Annotated in this window: 29 protein-coding genes; 23 read left to right on the top strand and 6 right to left on the bottom strand. The window is 44.3% G+C overall.

Annotated elements, in window-relative coordinates:
• Positions 1-61: 61 nt before the first annotated feature.
• Both PAENI_RS17645 and PAENI_RS17640 read left to right on the top strand, forming a co-directional pair.
• Positions 62-448: a hypothetical protein gene (locus tag PAENI_RS17645; protein WP_149646155.1), complete on the top strand. Its 387-nt coding sequence runs from the start codon at positions 62-64 to the stop codon at positions 446-448.
• A 128-nt stretch (positions 449-576) separates the two neighbouring features.
• Positions 577-1593, top strand: a complete 1017-nt coding sequence (locus PAENI_RS17640; protein WP_149646154.1) for a S66 family peptidase — start codon at positions 577-579, stop codon at positions 1591-1593.
• Between the two features lie 45 nt (positions 1594-1638).
• Here the strand turns inward: PAENI_RS17640 and PAENI_RS17635 are convergent, their stop codons facing one another.
• From PAENI_RS17635 to PAENI_RS17620, 4 genes are all read right to left on the bottom strand, one after another.
• A complete protein-coding gene (locus tag PAENI_RS17635) occupies positions 1639-1923 on the bottom strand; it encodes a YxcD family protein (RefSeq protein ID WP_094869623.1) in 285 nt (94 codons plus the stop codon).
• Positions 1924-1931: 8 nt separating this feature from the next.
• Positions 1932-2360: a hypothetical protein gene (locus PAENI_RS17630; protein ID WP_149646184.1), complete on the bottom strand. Its 429-nt coding sequence runs from the start codon at positions 2358-2360 to the stop codon at positions 1932-1934.
• A gap of 200 nt (positions 2361-2560) precedes the next feature.
• Entirely contained in the window at positions 2561-3121 is a 561-nt protein-coding gene (locus PAENI_RS17625; protein WP_042189481.1) for a beta-class carbonic anhydrase, read from the bottom strand.
• A gap of 21 nt (positions 3122-3142) precedes the next feature.
• Positions 3143-3478, bottom strand: coding sequence for an iron-sulfur cluster biosynthesis family protein (locus tag PAENI_RS17620; RefSeq protein ID WP_042189479.1), 336 nt, complete (start codon positions 3476-3478; stop codon positions 3143-3145).
• Positions 3479-3641: 163 nt separating this feature from the next.
• On the opposite strand from PAENI_RS17620, the gene PAENI_RS17615 reads away from it, so the two are divergent.
• The 9 genes from PAENI_RS17615 to PAENI_RS32645 all read left to right on the top strand — a co-directional run bounded on the left by PAENI_RS17615 (position 3642) and on the right by PAENI_RS32645 (position 10103).
• The gene (locus PAENI_RS17615) at positions 3642-5159 is read left to right on the top strand and encodes a carboxypeptidase M32 (protein ID WP_149646153.1); all 1518 of its coding nucleotides are present in this window, start codon (positions 3642-3644) and stop codon (positions 5157-5159) included.
• Between the two features lie 56 nt (positions 5160-5215).
• The gene (gene trhA / locus PAENI_RS17610) at positions 5216-5863 is read left to right on the top strand and encodes a PAQR family membrane homeostasis protein TrhA (protein ID WP_042189474.1); all 648 of its coding nucleotides are present in this window, start codon (positions 5216-5218) and stop codon (positions 5861-5863) included.
• Positions 5864-6012: 149 nt separating this feature from the next.
• Positions 6013-6369 carry a YlxM family DNA-binding protein gene (gene ylxM / locus PAENI_RS17605; RefSeq protein WP_036688609.1) on the top strand — a complete coding sequence of 119 codons (357 nt, stop codon included), beginning with the start codon at positions 6013-6015 and terminating at the stop codon, positions 6367-6369.
• Between the two features lie 20 nt (positions 6370-6389).
• Positions 6390-7775: a signal recognition particle protein gene (ffh, locus tag PAENI_RS17600; RefSeq protein ID WP_042189471.1), complete on the top strand. Its 1386-nt coding sequence runs from the start codon at positions 6390-6392 to the stop codon at positions 7773-7775.
• 47 nt (positions 7776-7822) lie between these two features.
• On the top strand, positions 7823-8095 hold the full coding sequence (gene rpsP / locus PAENI_RS17595; RefSeq protein WP_036688604.1) for a 30S ribosomal protein S16: 273 nt from the start codon (positions 7823-7825) through the stop codon (positions 8093-8095).
• Positions 8096-8117: 22 nt separating this feature from the next.
• Positions 8118-8348, top strand: coding sequence for a KH domain-containing protein (locus tag PAENI_RS17590; RefSeq protein ID WP_042128982.1), 231 nt, complete (start codon positions 8118-8120; stop codon positions 8346-8348).
• A 92-nt stretch (positions 8349-8440) separates the two neighbouring features.
• Positions 8441-8965 carry a ribosome maturation factor RimM gene (gene rimM, locus PAENI_RS17585; RefSeq protein ID WP_076299254.1) on the top strand — a complete coding sequence of 175 codons (525 nt, stop codon included), beginning with the start codon at positions 8441-8443 and terminating at the stop codon, positions 8963-8965.
• Complete coding sequence (gene trmD / locus PAENI_RS17580; protein WP_042194150.1) at positions 8965-9747, top strand: tRNA (guanosine(37)-N1)-methyltransferase TrmD; 783 nt, start codon at positions 8965-8967, stop codon at positions 9745-9747. The genes rimM and trmD overlap by 1 nt, the downstream gene beginning before the upstream one ends.
• 221 nt (positions 9748-9968) lie before the next feature.
• Positions 9969-10103, top strand: a complete 135-nt coding sequence (locus tag PAENI_RS32645) for a hypothetical protein (protein ID WP_256716277.1) — start codon at positions 9969-9971, stop codon at positions 10101-10103.
• 321 nt (positions 10104-10424) lie between these two features.
• On the opposite strand, the gene PAENI_RS31880 is transcribed toward PAENI_RS32645, so the two are convergent.
• Positions 10425-10601: a hypothetical protein gene (locus PAENI_RS31880; RefSeq protein ID WP_156113147.1), complete on the bottom strand. Its 177-nt coding sequence runs from the start codon at positions 10599-10601 to the stop codon at positions 10425-10427.
• A gap of 206 nt (positions 10602-10807) precedes the next feature.
• Here PAENI_RS31880 and PAENI_RS32245 point away from each other — a divergent pair, with 206 nt between their 5' ends.
• Complete coding sequence (locus tag PAENI_RS32245) at positions 10808-11035, top strand: hypothetical protein (RefSeq protein WP_042189469.1); 228 nt, start codon at positions 10808-10810, stop codon at positions 11033-11035.
• A 57-nt stretch (positions 11036-11092) separates the two neighbouring features.
• On the opposite strand, the gene PAENI_RS17570 is transcribed toward PAENI_RS32245, so the two are convergent.
• Positions 11093-12043 (bottom strand): hypothetical protein, encoded by a 951-nt coding sequence (locus PAENI_RS17570; RefSeq protein WP_149646152.1) that lies wholly within the window; start codon positions 12041-12043, stop codon positions 11093-11095.
• Positions 12044-12456: 413 nt separating this feature from the next.
• On the opposite strand from PAENI_RS17570, the gene PAENI_RS17565 reads away from it, so the two are divergent.
• From PAENI_RS17565 to PAENI_RS17515, 11 genes are all read left to right on the top strand, one after another.
• Positions 12457-12747: a hypothetical protein gene (locus PAENI_RS17565; RefSeq protein ID WP_042189467.1), complete on the top strand. Its 291-nt coding sequence runs from the start codon at positions 12457-12459 to the stop codon at positions 12745-12747.
• Positions 12748-12894: 147 nt separating this feature from the next.
• Positions 12895-13239, top strand: a complete 345-nt coding sequence (gene rplS / locus PAENI_RS17560; RefSeq protein ID WP_042128973.1) for a 50S ribosomal protein L19 — start codon at positions 12895-12897, stop codon at positions 13237-13239.
• Positions 13240-13535: 296 nt separating this feature from the next.
• Positions 13536-14144, top strand: coding sequence for a signal peptidase I (lepB, locus tag PAENI_RS17555; protein WP_042189466.1), 609 nt, complete (start codon positions 13536-13538; stop codon positions 14142-14144).
• 29 nt (positions 14145-14173) lie between these two features.
• Positions 14174-15034, top strand: coding sequence for a ribosome biogenesis GTPase YlqF (ylqF, locus tag PAENI_RS17550; RefSeq protein ID WP_042189465.1), 861 nt, complete (start codon positions 14174-14176; stop codon positions 15032-15034).
• Positions 15035-15299: 265 nt separating this feature from the next.
• Entirely contained in the window at positions 15300-15911 is a 612-nt protein-coding gene (locus PAENI_RS17545; RefSeq protein ID WP_042189464.1) for a ribonuclease HII, read from the top strand.
• A 72-nt stretch (positions 15912-15983) separates the two neighbouring features.
• A complete protein-coding gene (locus PAENI_RS17540; protein ID WP_149646151.1) occupies positions 15984-18140 on the top strand; it encodes a DNA ligase in 2157 nt (718 codons plus the stop codon).
• Positions 18137-18445 carry an EscU/YscU/HrcU family type III secretion system export apparatus switch protein gene (locus tag PAENI_RS17535; protein ID WP_149646150.1) on the top strand — a complete coding sequence of 103 codons (309 nt, stop codon included), beginning with the start codon at positions 18137-18139 and terminating at the stop codon, positions 18443-18445. The genes PAENI_RS17540 and PAENI_RS17535 overlap by 4 nt, the downstream gene beginning before the upstream one ends.
• Positions 18442-18828 (top strand): YraN family protein, encoded by a 387-nt coding sequence (locus tag PAENI_RS17530; protein ID WP_149646149.1) that lies wholly within the window; start codon positions 18442-18444, stop codon positions 18826-18828. The genes PAENI_RS17535 and PAENI_RS17530 overlap by 4 nt, the downstream gene beginning before the upstream one ends.
• 154 nt (positions 18829-18982) lie before the next feature.
• A complete protein-coding gene (locus PAENI_RS17525; RefSeq protein WP_139328534.1) occupies positions 18983-19396 on the top strand; it encodes a hypothetical protein in 414 nt (137 codons plus the stop codon).
• Between the two features lie 38 nt (positions 19397-19434).
• The gene (locus PAENI_RS17520) at positions 19435-19944 is read left to right on the top strand and encodes a metallophosphoesterase (RefSeq protein ID WP_149646148.1); all 510 of its coding nucleotides are present in this window, start codon (positions 19435-19437) and stop codon (positions 19942-19944) included.
• A 190-nt stretch (positions 19945-20134) separates the two neighbouring features.
• Complete coding sequence (locus PAENI_RS17515) at positions 20135-21832, top strand: YifB family Mg chelatase-like AAA ATPase (RefSeq protein ID WP_149646147.1); 1698 nt, start codon at positions 20135-20137, stop codon at positions 21830-21832.
• Positions 21833-21969: the final 137 nt, after the last annotated feature.

Genomic DNA, 21969 nt, shown 5'->3' with positions numbered 1-21969 from the left:
CACCGTGATATAGGCTTCTGCATAGAATGGAGCAAATCCATTTACGGAGGTCAGAGCATCCATGTCGACATATAACACTGGGCAAGAGCAGAATGTGATTTATCAGGCCGATCCTACGGTGATCCGGCACCTGCACGGTGTCCGTGATTCCTTGTATCAATCTTGCAAGCCCTACCTAAACCATAGGGTGAATGTACAGACTTTAGATGGCTTAGTGCATGAAGGCACTATTGCCGGAGTAGATAATAAACATTTGTATTTGAACGTTGCAGTAAATGGGCAAATGCCGCGCGGATATTATAATCCTTACCAACCGTATCATCCGGGTCCTGGTCCGGGTCATGGTCATGGTCCGTATCCCGGCCCGGGTCCTTACCCAGGTCCTCCTAATAATAATGTGATCTTGCCGCTTGTGTTGTTCGAACTGTTGGCTATTTCTTTACTCTAAAGTTGAATTCTATTGAATAAGAGCATGTACTGGTTTTGCGATCGTACGTTGACGCGACTAGTCATGTTCTTTTTTTGTGTAATTGATGTGTACTCTTGATATAATTGCTGTAATACTGGAGGTGTCATATGATTAAATATCCGATTTTGAACAAGAATGCGACAGTAGGGGTGACAGCACCTTCATCTGGAGTAGGCGCTCAAAATGCAGAGTTAATTAAGTTGGCTTCAAGTCGTTTGGAATCTAAAGGATTTAATATGATTTGCGGGGATACGGTATGGACGCAAGAGAAGGCTAAATCGGCACCGGCCAAAGTTCGTGCTCAGGAGTTTAACGAGATGATGGGCAGTGAGCATACTGATATCCTTATTCCGCCTTGGGGCGGGGAACTGTTAATTGAGGTTCTTGAGTTTATTGATTTTGATACCATGAAGGATAAATGGATCTTAGGTTATTCAGATATAAGCGTGCTGTTGCTTGCAGTTACGTTAAGAACAGGGATTGCCACGGCCCACGGGACTAACCTTGTTGATTTAAGAGGAGAGTATTCAGATGATACCACAGCCATGTGGGAAGCGGTTCTAGAGACGAAAGCAGGGGGTTCTATTGTCCAGCATTCATCGCTTAAATATCAGGGGGAATGGCAACATGATGCTCCTACGCCTTATGTATTTCACTTGACAGAAGATACCCGTTGGAAGACAGTATCCTCTGGTCCTGTAACTATGAAAGGGCGTCTGCTAGGGGGCTGCATAGATGTAATTAGGCATCTGATTGGCACACCATTTGGCAATCTGCGGCATTTCCAAGAACAAATGATTAACAATGAACCGATCCTATGGTATTTGGAAAACTGCGAACTGAATACGGTTGATGTACGTAGGTCATTAGTTCAGATGAAGCTCGCAGGTTGGTTTGAGAATTGTTCTGGCATTATGTTTGGCAGAAGTCCTGCTAATCGACCAGTAGAGAACTACACGGCCGAAGACATCTACGCAGAGCTTTCTGAGGAACTCCAGTTACCTATTGTGTATGATATCGATTGTGGTCATATTCCACCGCAAATTACGCTGATTAACGGTGCGTACGCTGAAGTTGATGTGATGGACGGAGTAGGAACGGTAAAGCAATTTTTCTATGAATAAATGCATACAAAAAAGGGACAACCATTTGGGTTGTCCCTTTTACCATTAGTTCCCTGTAGTTACAATTGCAGTGATTTCCTCGTCCAGGTCTAGCCTTACATCTTCGCGGTATGCACGAATGCCATATTCGCTAAGCATGTAACGTAGGATCGCCTCGATCATGTTGGACTCAACTAAATATTGACTACGTCCCTGTACCCAAACCTCAGCAGAGTATCCGGTGTCTTCTTCCCAGCTCAGTTCTACTTGAACATCTTCAGGGCGAACCGCTTTACGTTCAGCCATGTGTAGGCAGAGGGCATTGATGATCTCATCCATGCTAAGAACCATTGTTGACATTAGTAACGACCACCTTGATCTTCTAAGCGACGACGTTCTTTTCTGCGACGGAAGAAGGACATCACCAGCATTACGAGCACATAGATAGCAAGCATATTAATGACGAATCCTAGAATGTTACCGAAGGCACCCATACCGGCGAACATTCCGCCGAACAGTAACCCAGCCAAACCACCGATCATCATACCTTTCATTAAGCCGCCACCGCTGAAGAATCCCCGTTTCGTATTCGCAGTAGATCCTGCTGTGGAGCTTTTAGTGCTATCGCTTTTCTTTACGTTATCGGTTGTTGATTTTTTTGGAGTTGTTGAATAACTACGAGTGCCGGATTTAAATCCGCCACCACCTCGCTTCGCATCCACAAAGTTCGGGGTAGCTACGGCGAAAAATAGAGTGAAGGCCATTACAATCATCATTACGCGTTTCATTGGTTTCATTTAGTACGAAAACCCTCCTGTGAGTATGAATTTATATGCATGTTCAGTATTACGCAGCTAGTCTTACTAGGTTTCAATTTTTATTTAAAATATAAGAAAGTATATGCTTGTCATAATTTATACTTTTTAATTACAAAAAAAGCGTGGATCCAGGATCCACGCAAACAGCAGTCAGAGAGCTGTAACTTAAGTTATTTATATCCATCAACGACAAGCTCAAGCGCTCCGGTAGCCGGATCGATGATCATGCCATGCACTGGTACATTTGGGGGTAGTAATGGATGCTTATTGATCAGATTCACAGTTTGGGATACCCCTTCTTGGATATTGTCAAACCCGCGCAGCCATTTGGTAAGCTTGATCCCGGAATTCTCCAGCGTGTTCAACACCTCTTCGGATACTCCGCGTTCTTTTATGGAATTGATCATATGATCTGCATTGAGGGAAGCCATACCGCATTCATAGTGCCCAACAACGATAACTTCCTCCGCGTCAAGTTCATATAACGCAACCATGACACTACGCATAACACTACCAAAGGGCTGAGAAATAACCGCTCCGGCATTTTTGATGATTTTGACATCACCGTTCTTAAAGTTCATCGCTTTTGGTAATAGTTCAACCAGACGGGTATCCATACAAGTGATAATCAACATTTTTTTATCGGGATAGCGACTTGTTAAATATGCTTCGTACTCTTTATTCTCTACAAAACTCTTATTAAAGTTAATAATATCGGATACATGGCTCATGGCTGTTTTTCCTCCCTAAAATCACTGAATTGTACTTACATTACGCATATCTCTTACCAGGATATTTTTTCCGTAAATCTGTGAATCGCTGTCTAGCTTAAAGGAAGAGAATCTTTCCTCGGCATCCAGACGCATCTTGTCCTCATAAAAGATTTCCTGCTGGCGGCTTACGATAAAGGGAAGGGAATCACTTTCCATCCTGGAATCGCCGTCCTCCACTTCTGAAACAATTAGTAATACATTAATTCCGTCACACCCGCAGCCTTCCGTATCATAAAAGAGCTTGAAAAATCCTGGCCGATCTTCAAGCCTTTCCTTCAACTTCCTTTCTGCGAGAGGTGTAACTTGAATCATCATAGCCTGTTCACGCTCCTTTGAATTTTGTGCGAAGCAAGATCTGCTTCTTATGTAACCCATTGAATATTTTAAATTAGAGATGTAATCTCTGAAGTTGATTATACTCATTCAAAAAAGTATCATCAAGAGGAGTCGGCAAAACAGAGAAAGCAGGTGTAATAAAATGGAACAGCAAGTGAAGGAACAGTGGGAGAAATTTAGCGAGTTATTATCAAAAATAAGTGGATATTCAGAGGCCATAGAATTACTTCACTGGGATTTACGCACCGGTGCGCCACGTAAGGGAGTAGAGGTTCGTTCGGGTACGATTGGGATGCTGAGTGGAGAACTGTTCAGACTCGGAATTTCGGAGGAAATGGGAGATTTTACTGCATTTTTTACCCGTCCTGAAGTGATTTCCCAGCTATCACATGATCAGAAGAAGATCGTTACCGATTGCCGTAAAGAATATGAGCGCAGCAAGAGCATCCCTTCCAAAAGATTTGAGGAGTACGCTGTCCTGTCCGCACATTCCCAAACCATCTGGGAAGAAGCCAAGGAGAATGATGATTTCGCTACTTTTGAACCTTACTTAAGCAAGATAGTTGCTCTAAAGCAAGAATTTATCGATTATTGGGGTGTAAAAGGAACGCGGTACGATACGCTTCTTGATATGTATGAGCCTGAACTTACGGTAGAAAAAGTGGATGAAGTATTCAGCCGCCTGCGCAGCCGTTTGGTACCATTGGTAGAAGCTATCGCTGCTTCGCCCAATAAACCGGATACAAGCTTCTTACAGCAGATCTTCCCTAAAGAACAGCAGGAAAAGTTCGGCAACTTTATTTTAGAGCAAATGGGCTACGATTTTGACGCAGGTCGTTTAGATGAGAGTGTGCATCCTTTTGCAACAGGATTGAATCCAGGCGACGTTCGTATTACAACCGCTTATCTGCTTGATAATGTGACTAGTGCCATATTCAGCTCACTACATGAAGGTGGACATGCGCTTTATGAGCAAAATATCAGGAAGGATTTTGTTGGAACACCACTGGCACAAGGTGCATCGATGGGGATTCATGAATCTCAGTCGAGACTATGGGAGAACATGATCGGACGCAGCCGGGCTTTCTGGCAACGTTATTACGGGGATCTTCAGCAACAATTCCCGGAGCAGCTTGCAAATGTGGAGTTGGAAGATTTCTACCGGGCGATCAACAGCGTGGAGAACTCATTTATCCGGATTGAAGCAGATGAGCTTACATACAATCTGCACATTATCGTGCGTTATGAGATCGAGAAGCTTATTTTTAATGAAGGCCTTTCTGTAAATGACTTGCCTCAAGTATGGAATGCTAAGTATCAAGAGTATCTGGGTATTACTCCGCCTTCTAACGCTCTTGGTGTGCTGCAAGATGTCCATTGGTCTGGCGGGGATTTCGGATACTTTGCTTCCTACTCCTTAGGTAATATGTACGCTGCACAGATTCTGAATACACTTCGCAAAGAGTTACCGGAGTTTGATGAGTTAATTGCTGCAGGGAACCTACTACCTATTAAAGAGTGGCTAACCGATAAGATCTATCGTTTCGGCAATAGCTTAACGCCTTCACAAATTATTGAACAAGTAACGGGAGAACCACTGAGTCCAGATTATTTAGCTGATTATTTAGAAGCGAAGTATACGGAGATTTACAAACTGTAATCCAGTAGGGTACGCGTGGTATAATAGGAAGAAAGCTTAGACGGAAGGATATGGATATGGCAAATACTCACACCTACAGCCGGAGAGAAGAAGTCGCGAATGCGATTACGCACGGGATTGGAACGGTATTAAGCGTGGCTGCACTTGTTCTGCTTGTTGTTTTTGCAAGTCTGAAAGGAACGACATGGCATGTGGTCAGCTTCTCCATCTATGGAACGACAATGCTGCTTCTGTATCTGAATTCAACACTAGTGCATAGTCTCAAAGAGGGTAAGGCGAAGGATTTGTTCGAATTTTTCGATCATTCCGCTATTTATCTGTTTATTGCTGGCACGTATACCCCCTTTTTGTTAGTCGCCATTCGGGGAACGCTTGGATGGAGTTTGTTCGGCGTTATTTGGGGAATCGCAGTGTTCGGCGTTTTCTTCAAGGCATTTTTTGTTAAAAAGTTTCTGTTCATGTCCACCATATTCTACATCGCAATGGGCTGGCTGATTGTAATCGCTTGGAACCCTCTTTCGGCTGTTGTAGCAGACGGAGGAATGATCCTGCTGATGGCTGGAGGTATACTCTATACATTAGGTACTGTTTTTTATGTATGGAGAGGGTTTCCATACCATCATGCGATTTGGCATGTATTTGTCCTTGCGGGTAGTGTCACACACTTCTTCGCCGTATTGATTTATGTACTGCCGATCCAATAATTTCAAGCGTATTTATTGCGTGAAAAAGGGATTTTTAATAAAGAAAGAGATGACAAGCAAAAATGCTTGACATCTCTCTTTCTTTTAGGTATCATAAGGGACGTTGTGAAGGTGTAAAGTGTTTTTCCTTGACGAAGGGAGTGCCCTTAATGAGTCAGGAGAATAGGCTCGAGAAAACGAATCGTATCAATCTGCTTTTTGCCTTTTATGAACGACTGCTTACAGATAAGCAGCAAACGTTTCTTAAATATTATTTTCACGACGATTTTTCCTTGGGAGAGATTGCCGCTGAATTTGAAATCAGCCGCCAAGCCGTTTATGAACATATTAAACGGGCGGAGCAAGTCCTAGAAAATTATGAAGAAAAACTTGGTTTATTAGTGAAGCATGAGAGTCGTACCAAATATTTAGAAGAACTGCGCAGACTGCCGGAGAATGGGATGCTGCCTGAGCAATATAAACTTCGGTTCGCGGAGATCGTGGATCGCTTGCAGAGGTTAGAGTAGCATGAAGGGAGAAACTGCATATGGCGTTTGAAGGTTTAACCGGAAGATTGCAGAATGTGTTCAGCAAGCTGCGCGGTAAAGGTAAAGTATCCGAAGATGACGTAAACGAAGCTATGCGCGAAGTACGGTTGGCCCTTCTGGAAGCCGACGTTAACTTCAAGGTAGTTAAAGAATTCGTGGCTAAGGTGAAAGAAAAGTCTATTGGCACAGAAGTGATGGACAGCTTTACACCTGGGATGGTCATTATCGACATCGTTAACAAGGAACTAACCGAGCTGATGGGCGGAAGCCAAGCGAAGCTGGCCAAGTCGAACAAGCCACCAACTGTCATTATGATGGCGGGTTTACAAGGGGCGGGTAAGACAACCACTTCGGGTAAGCTGGCGAAGCTGTTACAGAAGGGCAATCATCGTCCATTGCTTGTTGCGGCAGATATTTATCGCCCTGCTGCGATCAAACAGCTTCAAGTACTTGGAGAACAAATTAAAGTTCCAGTATTTTCGCTAGGTGACCAGACTAGTCCGGTAGAGATTGCCAGACAAGCTGTACAACATGCGAAGGATAACGGACTTGATTATGTAATTATTGATACTGCAGGCCGCCTGCACATTGATGAAGAATTGATGGAAGAACTGAAGCAGATTCACAACATTGTAAATCCTGATGAAGTTCTGTTAGTAGTAGATGCAATGACCGGTCAAGACGCCGTGAACGTAGCTGAGAGCTTTAATAAGCAGCTTGAGCTTACAGGGGTTGTATTGACGAAGCTTGACGGCGATAGCCGCGGTGGTGCTGCACTATCCGTCAAAGCCGTAACTGGTTGCCCGATCAAATTCGCTGCGCTAGGTGAGAAGATTGACGCATTGGAGCCGTTCCATCCGGAACGTATGGCTTCGCGGATTTTGGGTATGGGTGACATGTTGTCGCTGATTGAGAAAGCTCAAGCGAACATTGACACTGATAAAGCTAAGGAAATGGAACGTAAGATGCGCAATGCAGAATTTACGTTTGATGATTTCCTTGAGCAAATGGATCAGGTGAAGAAGCTTGGCCCGATCGATCAAATTCTTGACATGCTGCCTGGCATGAACAAAGCCAAGGGCATTAAAGATTTGAAGGTTGACGACAAGCAAATGGGTCGCGTTGAAGCCATAGTTCATTCTATGACTAAGACGGAAAAGCGTCAGCCCGAGATCATCAACCATAACCGCCGCAAGCGTATTGCTGCTGGTAGCGGAACTTCGGTTGCCGAGGTCAACCGTCTCATTAAGCAATTTGATGAGATGCGTAAGATGATGAAGCAATTCTCAGGCATGATGGGCGGAGGCGGCAAAGCCTCTAAGAAGAATGCGATGAAGCAGCTTAAAGGTCTAGGTGGAAAAGGTATGAAGTTCCCTTTTAAATGATCTTGCTGTTCTAATATCTCGAAACTATTATAAGGAGGTGATTTTTCGTGGCAGTACGTATTCGTCTGAAAAGAATGGGAGCGCATAAAGCGCCTTTCTATCGTGTAGTGGTTTCCGATTCCCGGTCCCCTCGTGACGGTCGTTTTATCGAGGAAATCGGTTATTATAATCCGATTGAACAACCGGCAGTAGTTAAGATCGATGAGGAAAAAGCTCTTAAATGGCTTCAAACAGGTGCGCAAGCATCTGATACAGTACGCAACTTGCTTTCCAAAGCAGGCGTAATGAAGAAGTTTCATGAGCTTAAGCAACAGAAATAATGACTGATTGCGAGGGTCCTCTATGGAAGAATTAGTTGGAGTAATTGCTAAGGCTTTAGTGGATCATCCAGAAGATGTGACGGTACGAGCGGTGGAGAAGGATCACCTAATTGTCTATGAACTGTCCGTACATCCTGATGATGTTGGAAAGGTCATTGGCAAACAAGGAAGGATCGCTAAGGCGCTCCGTACAGTAGTCACATCTGCAGCAGTCAAGAGCGATAAACGCGTAACTGTAGATATTTTATCTTAAATGATGCGTACAATGAGGGGCTAGGGATAGTATATCCCGGCTCCTTTTTGTTCAAATATAGATTAGATGAAGCTTGTAAAGGAGAGGGTTGTATGACAGAAGAGTTAACCGTAGGCAGACTTGTGAATACGCATGGTATTCGCGGGGAGATTAAAGTACTATCCCATACCGATTTCCCTGATGTTCGTTTTGCTGCAGGTAAGAAGCTGCAGGTGATCCCTGCAGATGGCAGTTCTAAATTCGAAGTAACTGTAGAATCCGCTCGTGAGCACAAGGGTATGTTCATCGTTAAGCTCAAAGGGTATACGAACATCAATGAAGTGGAAAAATATAAAGGAAGCCTCCTGAAGGTTCCGAGTAATGATCTGGTGGATCTCCCTGAGAACGAATACTACTTTCACCAAATCGTCGGTTGTGAGGTATACACGGATGAAGATGAAAACAAACCACTCGGTACGATTACAGAAATCTTACAGCCTGGTGCGAATGACGTATGGGTTGTTAAGCCTGCAAAAGGACAAGACATCCTAATTCCTGTAATCAACGATGTAGTCCTGAATGTGGATATAGAAGCCAAACGAATTGTTGTCCATTTGATGGAAGGGTTATTGCCATGATGAGAATTGATGTGCTTACGCTCTTTCCAGAAATGTGCGAAGGCGTATTCAGCACAAGCATTCTTGGTAAAGCACGTGAAAAAGGAATCGTCTCCTTAAATGCTGTGAACTTCCGTGATTTCTCGGGAAATAAGCATAATAGTGTGGATGATACACCGTATGGCGGTGGCGGGGGTATGGTGCTCAAGCCTGATCCGATTTTTAATGCAGTCGAGCATGTGCTTGGTATTACACCGAACGAGGAAGATCACAATCGATCTGATGAAGTGGGCTCTGTGAAGCCGCGTATCATCCTTATGTGCCCACAAGGAAAAACTTACAATCAGAAGATTGCAGAGGAACTGGCGCAAGAGCAGCACCTAATCTTCATATGTGGGCATTATGAGGGATATGATGAGCGGATTCGTGAGCATCTGGTAACTGATGAACTTTCAATGGGTGATTACGTGCTAACAGGTGGAGAGCTGCCTGCGTTGACGGTTATAGATTCCATAGTCCGGCTTCAGCCGGGAGCACTTGGAAATGAAACCTCTGCGATATCTGACTCGTTCAGCACTGGACTGCTAGAATATCCACACTACACACGTCCTGCTGAGTTTCGCGGCTGGAAGGTACCAGATATTTTGCTGAGTGGTCATCATGCTAACATAGACATATGGCGGAGAGAGCAGGCACTGCTGCGCACGTTGGAACGCAGACCGGACCTGCTTGAGACTGCAGAACTTACATTGAAAGACAAAAAGACACTGGAACGTCTAAGAAATGTGGACAAACCGGAGTGATAATTTAATGAAACAGGTATATTTGACGTCTTTTTAACGTATCTTACGTTGAGGAGGCGTTTTTGTTATGTGTACCTGAGAACAAATAAAATAATAGTTTTCAAAATAATATGAGTATTGGTGCGTTAAAAGCTTCTTTTTAGGGTAATGAATAGAGGTGCCGCACTAATATATGCAGCTGATAACGCAGCAAGCTTAACTATTGAAGGGAATGAACTGAAGTGACTACGAAGACGCATGAAGAATTCAAGCCTAACGTGGACACAATCCACAAGGAAGCGGAGCCGCTCCGCACCGTGAATGATATTATCGATTTTTATACAAATCGCAATGCCCATTCGCCATTTAAAGAGTGAACATATAGGATTGAATGTTAGGGATTGATTGTTAGGCTTAATAAAACCATTAGATACAGTGAATTTTGTGTTCGCTGTCGCTAATGGTTTTATTCTTTTAGAAGGTAACAAAGCTTGAATCCTATTACTCCGGTTAAACTGTAAATAACCACTTTTCGCTGAGATCTAGCATCTCAGCGAAAAGTGGTTATTTTTGAAATTATAAGAAAGTATAAGTTTCACGATATACTTTATTCTTATAATTCTCGCACAAACGCTTACCGTCCTTAAAAGGACGCCGTAGGCGTTTTAGCTTGCTATAAAAGTTCGTGGAGGCACATGTTATTCTTTGCGTAAGATTTTGTGTACCCCTGTAAGGAGTGAGTACAGCGCAACACATACGAGAACAGTAACAGCCCATGCGTAGTTGCGAACGGTGTAAGTAAGTGAAGCTAAAATAACGAAAATGGTGATACGCAGTACGCCTTCTTTAATAAACTGTTTTCTTTCTACATTCATGAGATTGGCCTCCTCGAATGGATGGGATATTGCGGACTGCTAGCCGTAGATAGGTCTTACATTCTCTATAGCCTTGAGGAATACGAAAGATACAAGGATCGAAAAAAGTAAATATTGACCCAAAGTCCGACCTATGTAAGTTCGCCGTTACCGACCTGTACTCCTACACATAGATTATATCATTACGAACAAGGAGGAGTACACTAGTGGAAGCTTATTATAATTGTTTGCGTTGTAAGGATAGAAGGGTGCGGATTCTGACTAGAGACGGTAGACAGCATGAAGGCGTTATTACAGATGTAGACAGATACAATGTTTACTTAAGAACTGACAATGGTTCTGTGCATACTTCTGCTTTTTGGGGAAATTCTTTTGCCGGAAATCAGATCTTAACTTTAAGTTTATTCACTCTGCTAGCCATCGCATTAATCTAATCGTTAGGAACCAAAAACAGACCGCCCGATTATCCTGGACGGTCTGTTTACTGCTGATTACTGTACTGTAATTGCACCTATATTTGAGCTTAGGGACAATAAGGGGCCGCCCCCATTGATATCGGTCTTTCCGCCTTCTACACCTTTGATTTGCCCGAGATCACTATTGGCTTCTAAGCTGCATTTCATACCATCGGCTAGGACAGCACTGAGGCTGCCGACCTCTGTTTTGGCTTTTAGGCTGCTATCATTCTTCATCCCTGCTATATCCATTCGTATGCTGCCAGTATCGGATTCTACAGTGGATTTGCCAGTGATTTTAGCTCTTTCAATATTGATCGCTCCAACGTTGCTGACGATTTGATAATTCCCCTCTAGATTGTGAAGACGAATTTGACCTACGTTATTTGTGATTTTAAATTTATTCATGCTGGCGGGGAGCTCTATATTATAGCTTATGCTAAAATCTGAATATCCATATTTGTCTTGCGCCCATGTCCATAAGTCCTTTTTAGGACTTGATTTGGAATGCGTGGACACCTTCAACGTATCACCACTGACCTCTACTAAAACTTCAGCATCATCCATAATCTTTTGACGGTCAGACGCATGGAGAGAGCTGTTGTGGGCTGAGATCGTTGCATTTACATGGATCAGATCTCCTGTAACAGCTGTAACTTCTATTTCTCCTACTGCATTGTCCATGCTGAGTACGGATGCTGAACCGATCGCTTGCGATACGGAGAGTTCTTTACTAATGCTGTCTGCTTTAACTTCGTCAACTACCTTAGTAGCTGTTTCCTCAACGGCTTGCTGCACAGTTGCAGCTGCTTTTCCTAGCTCTTGCTTGACAACTTCACCAATGTTCTGGTGCACATCCTCAGAAATACTCTTTTCAACCTCATTTTTGGCAGATTGTCTGCCTGGTAATTCAGTGCAACCCGCCAAAAGTACGATAGATAATACGGCTACTGCTGCTAATACACTATTATTATTCCTTTTCCTCATTGAAAAAACTCCTCCTCATATATGGGTGTATGTGATCTGACATATGTGATTTCGTTATGTACTTCTGTAAGTATAGCTTATGGAATTTATCTGTAAAAACGGCTGGAGGCGGGTTATTATACTGGACCAAAGACTAGGTCTCAAAAGTGTTCACTACACTTCGATTTTTAATTGTGCTAAAATAAATGAAAGATCACTCGCTGAATAAATACGATACGGGTACATATTTAAAAGGGCGCGGAAATCTCATATAGAACCTTCAGCAGCTACTGGAAATCGCTTTTTTCGGATAGAAGTGCATAGGTGTGCTAAGGCTACATTGTATACAGATATAGACCGTTACCTCACTTGCAGAACAGGGCGGTCTTTTTACTTTCTTTCTTTAATAAATCCTGAAGGGTGGAGGGAGCCAAATGAAATATGTAGCCATTTTGCTTGCCTTAGTAGTTTTGACAGGCGTATATTTTTTAGTCTGGAAACGGAAAATAAATACTACAAAAAATTATCCGCGTACCACTCAGAGCAATGTAATCTCAATGGATAGTCATCGTAAAGCCAAACAGAGCCCAGGGGAGCAGCCTTGCTCTTCTTGTAAGAAGAAGAATGGAAAGCTAGTCTTCTATGCACAAGATAATGGAACTGTGGTTGGTCTATGTAAAGATTGCCAATCGAAGGCGAAAAAAAGAGATATGCTACCGCTTTAAATAGAAAAAATAAGTTGTATTAGCCCGTCCTTTATGGTATTATTATCTCTGTTGTGTGGAATACGGTGGTCCGCTGCGGATAATGAGGGAGAGCAAAGATCTCTCCGGAAGAGGCAAGAACACCTGTACGGAAGGAGGAAGTCCTTAATGAATATCCTACAAGCTATTACGCAAGAGCAACTTCGTAAAGATATCCCGAGTTTTCGCCCGGGTGACACTTTGAAGGTGCATGTAAAAGTAATCGAGGGAACTCGTGAGCGTATCCAGTTGTTCGAAGGCGTTGTAATCAAACGTCGTGGCGGTGGAATCAGTGAGACTTTTACGGTTCGTAAAATTTCTTACGGTGTTGGTGTGGAAAGAACATTCCCAATCAACTCGCCTAAAATCGAGAAAATCGAAGTGGCTCGTCGTGGTAAAGTGCGTCGTGCTAAACTTTATTATCTTCGTGAACTACGTGGTAAAGCAGCGAGAATTAAAGAAATTCGTCGCTAGAATAGTGACAAAGGAAAGGGGCTTGAATTCAAGCCCCTTTCGTTTTATTATTTTATGAAAATATAAGAAAGCATCAGTTTCACGTTATACATTATTCTTATATTTCTCGTATAAACGCTTACCCGCCTTAAAGGACGCTGAGGGCGTTTTAGCTTGGCATACAATGCGTGCGACATATACGCTTGGGGATCAGCTTCTCCGAAAAGGCCTCCTGAAGGAGTATCTGTGGAGGGGTTTTTGGCAGGAGCTTTTTTGTGTTGTATAGTAAGAGTAGTATTAAGAGAGGACGGTGAACTATGCAGCAGGAACAAAGTGAAACTTTGGAATCAAGCGCGCAGAACCCACGTAAACCTAAAAATGAAGTCTTGGAATGGGTCAAGGCCATTGCGATTGCTTTAGTGTTGGTTTTTCTGATTCGCTGGCTTTTGTTCAAGCCTTTTATTGTAGATGGACCTTCCATGCAGCCTAATTTCCATACTGGTGAACGTGTTATCGTAAATGAGATTTTGTACGATATTAGATCTCCGCAGCGGGGCGAGGTTATAGTATTCCACGTGCCATCTGAGGGTAGAGATTTTATTAAACGTGTAATCGGTGTCGCTGGAGATACTGTGAAAGTAGAAGGGGATGTAGTTACAGTTAACGGGGAAGTTGTTAATGAGACCTATATCCAAGATGCAATTGATGCAAAGCATAGTATCAACGCTCTGTATAATAATAAAGATTTCCCTAATGAAGAGTTCCCAGATGGTACTGTACCTGAAGGACATGTGTTCGTTATGGGGGATAATCGCTCGGATAGTACGGATAGCCGAATGATCGGTTATGTACCTCTGGGGGATATTGTAGGCCGTGCAGATTTAATCTTCTGGCCGATAAAGGATATTTCACTGATTAACCATTAAGTTGACAGAAGTCAAAGGAGGTGACGGCAATGGCCATTCAATGGTTTCCTGGTCATATGACGAAGGCTAGGCGGCAAATCGAGGATAAGCTGAAGCTGATTGATGTTGTAATAGAATTGCTCGATTCCCGTCTGCCGCTTTCCAGCCGCAATCCGATGATTGACGATATTTTGCGGGACAAGCCAAGATTGATTATTTTGAACAAAGCGGATCTGGCAGATCCAGAAATTACACGGAAGTGGCTAGCGTACTTCAAGGCACAAGGGCATGTTGCTTATCCTGTTGATGCATCTACTGGAACAGGTGTAAAGGATATTCCAGAGCAAGTCAAGCTGCTGCTAAAAGAAAAGATTGACCGGCAGATTGCAAAAGGAATGAATCCGCGAGCGATGCGTGCATTGATCGTTGGTATTCCTAACGTTGGTAAATCAACACTCATTAACCGGATGGCTGGTAAGAGTATTGCTGCTACTGGTGACCGCCCAGGGGTAACCAAGGGTCAACAGTGGATTAAGACAGGCGGTAACTTGGAGCTTCTGGATACCCCAGGTATTTTATGGCCGAGATTTGAGGACCAAGAAGTAGGTTATCGCCTAGCGGTAACAGGTGCAATAAAGGAAGAAATCCTGAATATTGAGGACATCGCCTTTTATGCAGTGAAATATTTGGTGAAGGACTACGGCTCTAGATTTCAAGAACGCTTTGGCATTGAGAAGCTTCCTGAGGATCTGGAGAATCCAGATGAGATCGTAGCTGTTATGGAAGCCGTGGGTCGTAAACGCGGTTGTCTAATCAGCGGTGGACGTGTAGATCTGGAAAAAGCTTCGCGGGCCTTGTTGCATGAGCTACGGGCAGGTAAGCTTGGACGCTTTACGCTGGAAACGCCTTAAATGGTGTGAATTCTGCGTTTAATGGACTAGGTATGGAAGAGCCATCCGAAATTTCGGAGGCTCTTTTTTTATGTTTTGGGTCCTCGACAAAGTACCTGAGTACACCTCAAGCTAAGCCCCACTTTGTGGGGATATTTTATGGGAATGGATTAAATTGGAACGTCTATTTTAAGATGACCATGTAAGCTTTACTATGATAAGCTGACTTATATAGATCATAGAATAATTCATAATTGGCGGTGACAAATTAGTGAGTTCGTTAGATATGTTGGCCTATGAAAAAGAAGGCTGGGAACAGTCTTATCGTCGAATAGCAGGCGTAGATGAAGTAGGAAGAGGTTGCTTGTTTGGGGACGTCGTCGCAGCAGCGGTGATTTTGCCAGAGGGGCTTATTATTGATGGAGTGAATGATTCCAAAAAACTTACAGCTAAAAAGAGAGATGCTTTATACGAGATTATAATGGAGCAAGCGCTGGCCGTGGGTGTGGGGTATGTAGACTCTACTGTCATTGATGAGATTAATATTAAGCAAGCTTCACGCCTGGCCATGAAAAAGGCGGTTGAGAGTCTAGAGCACACTCCTGACTATATGCTGATCGATGCTGAAAAGGTAGACCTCCCTTTGCCACAACAGGCAATTATTAAAGGAGATGCTAATAGTCAGTCCATTGCAGCAGCTTCGATTATCGCTAAAGTGACACGAGACAGGTTGTGTGAAGGTCTGTGGGAGGAATTATACCCTGATTATGGGATTGCGATACATAAAGGTTACGCGACCAAGCTTCACCGGGAACAAATTACGGCTCTAGGTCCAACACCTATGCATCGGCGCAGTTTTATTGGGCGGATTCTCGCGGAGCAGCAAACGTTATTCTAGAAGCAATGCTTAAAAAAGTAGGATGAATACCGATATAGTAAGAAGAGAGAAAATGGAGGGAGGAGAAACGGTATGAATATCGGAACATTGATCCGTGGATTGCTTGGAGAACAAAAACCGGGTGCAGCGAAGTCTTTAGAGTTAAAAGAAGGGCAAGTTGTTCGTGGTGTTGTTCTCTCTGTATCGGATTCAGGCAAAGAAGCGGTTGTGCAAATCCAAGGTACACCTGTTCGTGCAGAATTAGAAACACCATTACTGCCTGGAGAAACCTTGAATTTACAGGTTGGATCACCCGGAGAAGGTGGATTACCCGTATTGAAGCCGGTCTCCCTCGGTGAAACGGCGTTAGTCACTCCCCAAAGCATGGGTGAGGCCTTGGAGTCGCTCGGATTAGCTGATTCCAAAGCAGGTCGAGAAATTGTACTAGCGATGCAAGCAGGAGGCGTTCCACTTACAAAAGAGACAGCGGCTTTGCTGGATGCGGTAATGAGTGCAAAACCAGCTGGTGTGCCTGCTTCAGAGTGGCTTGACGCAGCTGTCATTTCTGTAAAGCGGGGACTACCCGTTACAGCTGAGAGTGTGAGAGGATTGCAGCAGGCTGTATTTGGCCCGCAGTTGCATCAGCTTTTATCAGCACTGGAAGATCAGATTACAATATGGGCAGGTCAAATTGCTAATGAAGAAACAATAACCGCAGAATCTAAAGCTGGAATGGGTACAATTACTGGAAAACTCGAACCTTCGGTAACTGCAGGTGCTGGAAGTGGGAATAACATGGGTGTTGTAGAGGGTGACGCTACAGAAGCTGACTCTGTACAATTGGCAGCTAAAGGAAATGGACAAGCTACAACTAAAACTGCTGAAGGCACTATCGCAAACGGAAGTACCGCTCTTTTGGAAGGAGCAGCTGAAGGTGCTCTGAAACCGGTTGAACAAGGTACGCCAGTCAAGGTGACTCTTAATATAGCTTCTGATAATGAAACGGGGATTGGAACTGGCAAGCCAGTTGTAGTTGATGAGACAGGTGAAGGAGCTCAGATCTCCAAGGGTGGTATTGTTACAGAGCCTATGGCTGGTAAATCAACACCTGCTATGACATCCGGCGCTCTAAATAGTGCTTTAAGCGCTCAAGCTGATAGTGCGGTGAATAATCCTATCCGATCCAGTGAAGTTGAGATTCAAGGTAATGCCTTGAATCTGAATAAGGATGGGGCATTGGATAGTGCTATACAGGCAGATAAGAGTCGGGCTGCCTCGATGGATAAGAGCGGGGCTATGCCGGGTGGCGCGAGTGTGAGCGCCGAAGGTACTGCTGCTGGTGCGGCGCCCCACGCAGCAAGTGGTCCCGCCCTCCTTGCGAAGCTGCAGGGCGTGCTCACCGAGCTGCGCGGCAGCTTGCCGCAGCTCGCCATGGTCCCGCCTGCTGACGCGGCGGGAGCAAGCCCTGCCCCCGCGGCTGCTGCGCCGCGCGGGGAGGCCCCGGCTGCGACGGCTTCGCCGGTGCGGCCGGACACCGCCCCACCCGCGGACGCGGAGTCGTGGGTGGGGCGGGTGCTGAAGCTGCTCGGTGCGGAGCACGAGCAGCAGGCGGTACGCGGCGTCGCAGTAGCCGCCGCTGAGACGGCCCGCGCGGCGGCAGGTACGGCCGCGCTTGGCAGTGCGGGTGTCGGAGGCGAACAAGCCACCGACACCTTAAAGGGCGTGCTGCTGCAGATCATGAGCAGCAGCGAGGTGCCGCCCGCGGTAAAAGAAGCCGCGAGCGGACTAGTGCAGCAGCTGACAGGACAACAGCTGCTGCTCAATACAGATCGAACGGCTCCTTTCGCGCAAGTAACTTTGTTCTTGCCGCTGCAGGGTCCAGATGGGCAGGAGACAGCTTCCGTTCATATTCAATCGCGTCGGGGACGCAAGGGTGAATTAGATGCTGCCAATTGCAGGCTCTGGTTTGATTTGGATATGAAGCAGCTCGGCCAGACACTGGTTGATGTGCAGGTTGTTGATCGAATCGTTAGTCTTAAGCTGCATAATGATCATCCTTGGGTGCTTGAGCTGCTGGAACAGCGGCGTGATGACATTAAAACGGCAGTAGAATCTATTGGTTATCAGTTGTCGGGATTAAGAACTGAACCTTTACCAGAACTAAAGCTATCTACAGAACTTGCCAATCCCCATAGTAAGCTTGTTGATTATGTTCCTGATGCTTATAAAGGAGTGGATTACCGTATATGAACGAGAATGAGCCTGTACCTCCAATTTCACAAGGGCTCAAAAAAGCGGTCGCTCTCAAATATAGCCCAGGACAAAGCGAGGCACCTGTCGTTGTTGCCAAAGGACAAGGGGCGATAGCGGATCTGATTCTGCAAAAAGCTAAAGAGAGTGGGGTTGCTGTCCAAGAGGACGCAGCTCTCGTAGAAGTTCTTTCAAAGCTCGATCTAGATCAACAGATTCCATCTGAACTTTATCAGCTAGTGGCTGAAATCCTCAGCTTTGTGTATCAGAGCGACCGTTCCGCCGGTGAACAGAGACCGGAATGAAAGAGCCATACACAAGAGAACGCTACAACCGCAAACAGAAGGGAGCCGCTGCTGAAGACGGGGCTATGCAGTACTTATCTACTTGTGGGTACAAGATCTTAGAACGAAATTGGCGTTGTCGAACCGGAGAACTTGATATTATTGCGGAGAACGAAGGCTGTATTATTATTGTTGAAGTTCGTAGTCGTAGTGGAGAGCTATATCAAGGGACTCCGGAGGAATCAGTGAATACTCGAAAAATACATCAAGTGCGAAATACAGCACAGGTTTATTTGCATATGAAAGGTTATGATGATCGAAGAGTAACTTTTGACGTCATTAGCATTTTACTGAATGAAGATTTAAGCATCGCTTCTTTGGGGCATATACGTGAGGCTTTTTAAGCTGCACCCCATATTCTCATGCCACTCATTATGGGCACTAGCATTCTTATGAAAAAAGTCTTTACAATAGCCTCCGCACAGTGGGTCATTTCTCAAAAGAAATGGGTAAACATTAGAGTAACTTTTTAATGTCATCATGAGGAGGGCTGTTTAAGTGAAGAATAAACCTTTTGAAATGCAGGTTAGTTTTGCTTGCCAATATTGCCAGCAGAAGATTGAAGTGAAATTTACCGCAGAACCAGTATCCGTTGTCTGTTGTGCAAATTGCAATAAGAACTTCACGGTTATGCGGCCCACTATAGCTGAGGAAATATTAATCGATTGGAAAAATGAGGCGCTATTTCAAAAAATCCGTGCTGATAAATCACAAAACAGCAATAGCAGTCTCTTAGCGCTTGTTATAAAAGTCATAGAGCTTCTTACATGGCGTGATAAAGGAAATGGACAGGTGGAAGCGATTAAAGAGATGCGTGGCTGGCTCATTGAGAATGAAGAGACTCCTCCTCTAGCTGAACTGATCCAGAGCGATAATAAAAAAAGATCACATAAGCGGCGTGACTGGAGATAATCATACAAACTATGATCAAAAAAGAAAGAAGGGTGAACATGGCTAACGTTTTTTTTACATCCGACCATCATTTTGGACATAAGTTGATTATTGATTTTGAATCCAGACCCTTTATAGATGTGGGGCAAATGAATGAAGCCATGATTGAGAGTTGGAATTCGGTAGTAAATCCGGATGATAAAGTGTTTCATTTGGGAGACTTTTCGTTTCTTAATAAGGAAGCGACACATGCTATTGTGGAGAGGTTACATGGCTATAAGATTCTAATTCTCGGCAATCATGATCGGGGACGCGGTCGGGATTGGTGGCTTGAAGCAGGTTTTGACGAGGTTAGTGAATATCCGATGATTTATAAGGATTTCTTTTTTCTCTCTCATGAGCCTATGTATATGAATAAACATATGCCTTACGTAAATGTGCATGGTCATATTCACGGCCAAAAATATGAAGGAAAGAATTATTTTAACATTTGTGTAGAGCATTGGAACTATAAACCGTTGACTTTTGAACAGATTAGGGACTCTGTCATAGTTAGTGAAGAAGGTTAATGTGGGTCTATGTGATTATTTATGCGTATTTATGCAATGTGATGTTAATTAATAATTCTTGATTACGCTAAGATTTCCTATATATAATGATATGTAATAGCTAATTTATTACCGGAAAATAAGGAAGCACCTTTTTTCTTGAAGATGTGACACCCAAACAGGGGTGTATTTCAGGAGATGAGGTGTTTTTATGTATGGAAAAATGCATAGTGCATGTCTGTATGGAATTGAAGGGGTAATGATAGGTGTAGAAATTGATCTTGCGAATGGATTGCCACAGACGAATATCATTGGTCTGCCTGATTCTGCGATTCGTGAGGCAGTAGAACGAGTAAGAGCCGCTATTAAGAACTGTGGTTATCGTTATCCCCAGCAGCGCATTACGATAAATCTAGCACCAGCCGACTTACGAAAAGAAGGCTCTGCCTTTGATCTTGCGATTGCTCTGGGGATACTGATAACTAGTGGTCAACTGATAATGCCCTCAGCCAATGAGGTGCTTTTTATTGGAGAGCTTGCGCTTGATGGTAGTCTGCGTCCAGTATCAGGTGTTCTACCAATGGTGGAAGCAGCGCGCAAAAATGGATTTAAGGCTGTACTGCTTCCTGAAGGGAATGCTGCTGAGGCAGCTTTGATCAGTGGTATAAATATATATGCAATCGACCATTTGTGCGCATTACCGAACCCGGAAGAATCACTGTCCAATTCAGCAAAAGGTGAAGACGAACAGAACCGAAGGAATGGGGGAGTTTCCGAAGATATGCCTTCTTTATCATCTCTTCCTTTTCCTGTAACTGTGACCAAGGGGATAGATGCTAATGACCGACCTCCGGTTCTTGTCCTTTCTTTGGAACATCTTAAATATACCCCAGTTTACGGTACTTCTGAGGACTCCTCATATGGAATGAACGAGATGATGGATGATTACAGTGATGTGCTAGGGCAACAACATGTAAAAAGAGCCCTAACCATTGCGGCAGCGGGTATGCATAATATATTGCTCATCGGTCCACCCGGTACAGGGAAGACGATGCTGATTAAACGCCTTCCAAGCATCCTTCCGATATTGTCTGAGAGTGAGGCTCTTGAGGTAACCAAAATATTTAGCGCAGCAGGAACTTTAAAAGATGCCCACAACGGCTTACTGCGTAGTCGTCCTTTTCGCTCTCCGCATCATACCATATCGGCCGCAGGCCTTATTGGGGGTGGAGGCATTCCAAAGCCGGGAGAAGTTAGTCTTGCGCATCGAGGGATTCTCTTTTTAGATGAGTTGCCCGAATTCTCTCGGAATGTACTTGAAGTGTTACGCCAGCCGCTCGAAGACGGGGTTGTTACCATAAGTCGTGCTCGAGCTTCTTTTACCTATCCTGCAAAATTCATGCTGGCCGCATCGATGAATCCCTGTAACTGCGGTTATTTTGGGAGTAATCTTTCTCAACAACATTGTACATGCAGCCCCGCTAGGATTGCTCAATATCGCGCAAAAATATCAGGACCCTTATTGGATCGTATTGATTTACAGGTGGATGTTCCTCGCCCGAAGGAATGGGATCGTCAGGGGCATGTTCTATCTTCGGCTGAGATGTATGCAGAGGTTATGGCGGCACAGACGATACAAGCTAAACGGTTTAAGCGCTTGCCTATTTCTTGGAATAGTGAACTTTCCGGCGCTTCCCTTCGGAGATATGCAAGTCTTAGTCGTGAAGGTGCCCAATTGCTGTATGACATTCTGGAAAATTTAGGTTTAAGCATGCGAGCGCATGATCGAATTATTAAGCTATCCCGTACAATAGCTGATCTGGAAGGCGCACCGGATATTACTTCCGCGCATCTTGCGGAGGCTGTGCAGTACCGTAATTTAGACCGGCAGGCGATGACAGAAGAATAAATTAAATAGAGCAGCGATTCCCGTTATTGGCGAATTGCTGCTCTGTTTTTGGGTTATTGATTTCACTCCGCAAAATTGTTAACGTCTCTGGAATCTTATGGACCCGAAAGACGTTATATGGGCATTTTTAGCTTTTG

The organism is Paenibacillus sp. B2(2019), from assembly GCF_008370385.1.
Lineage (GTDB): Bacteria > Bacillota > Bacilli > Paenibacillales > Paenibacillaceae > Paenibacillus_AQ.
The sequence above is the reverse complement of the archived record's forward strand: the minus strand, read 5'-3'. Positions and strand labels throughout refer to the sequence as shown.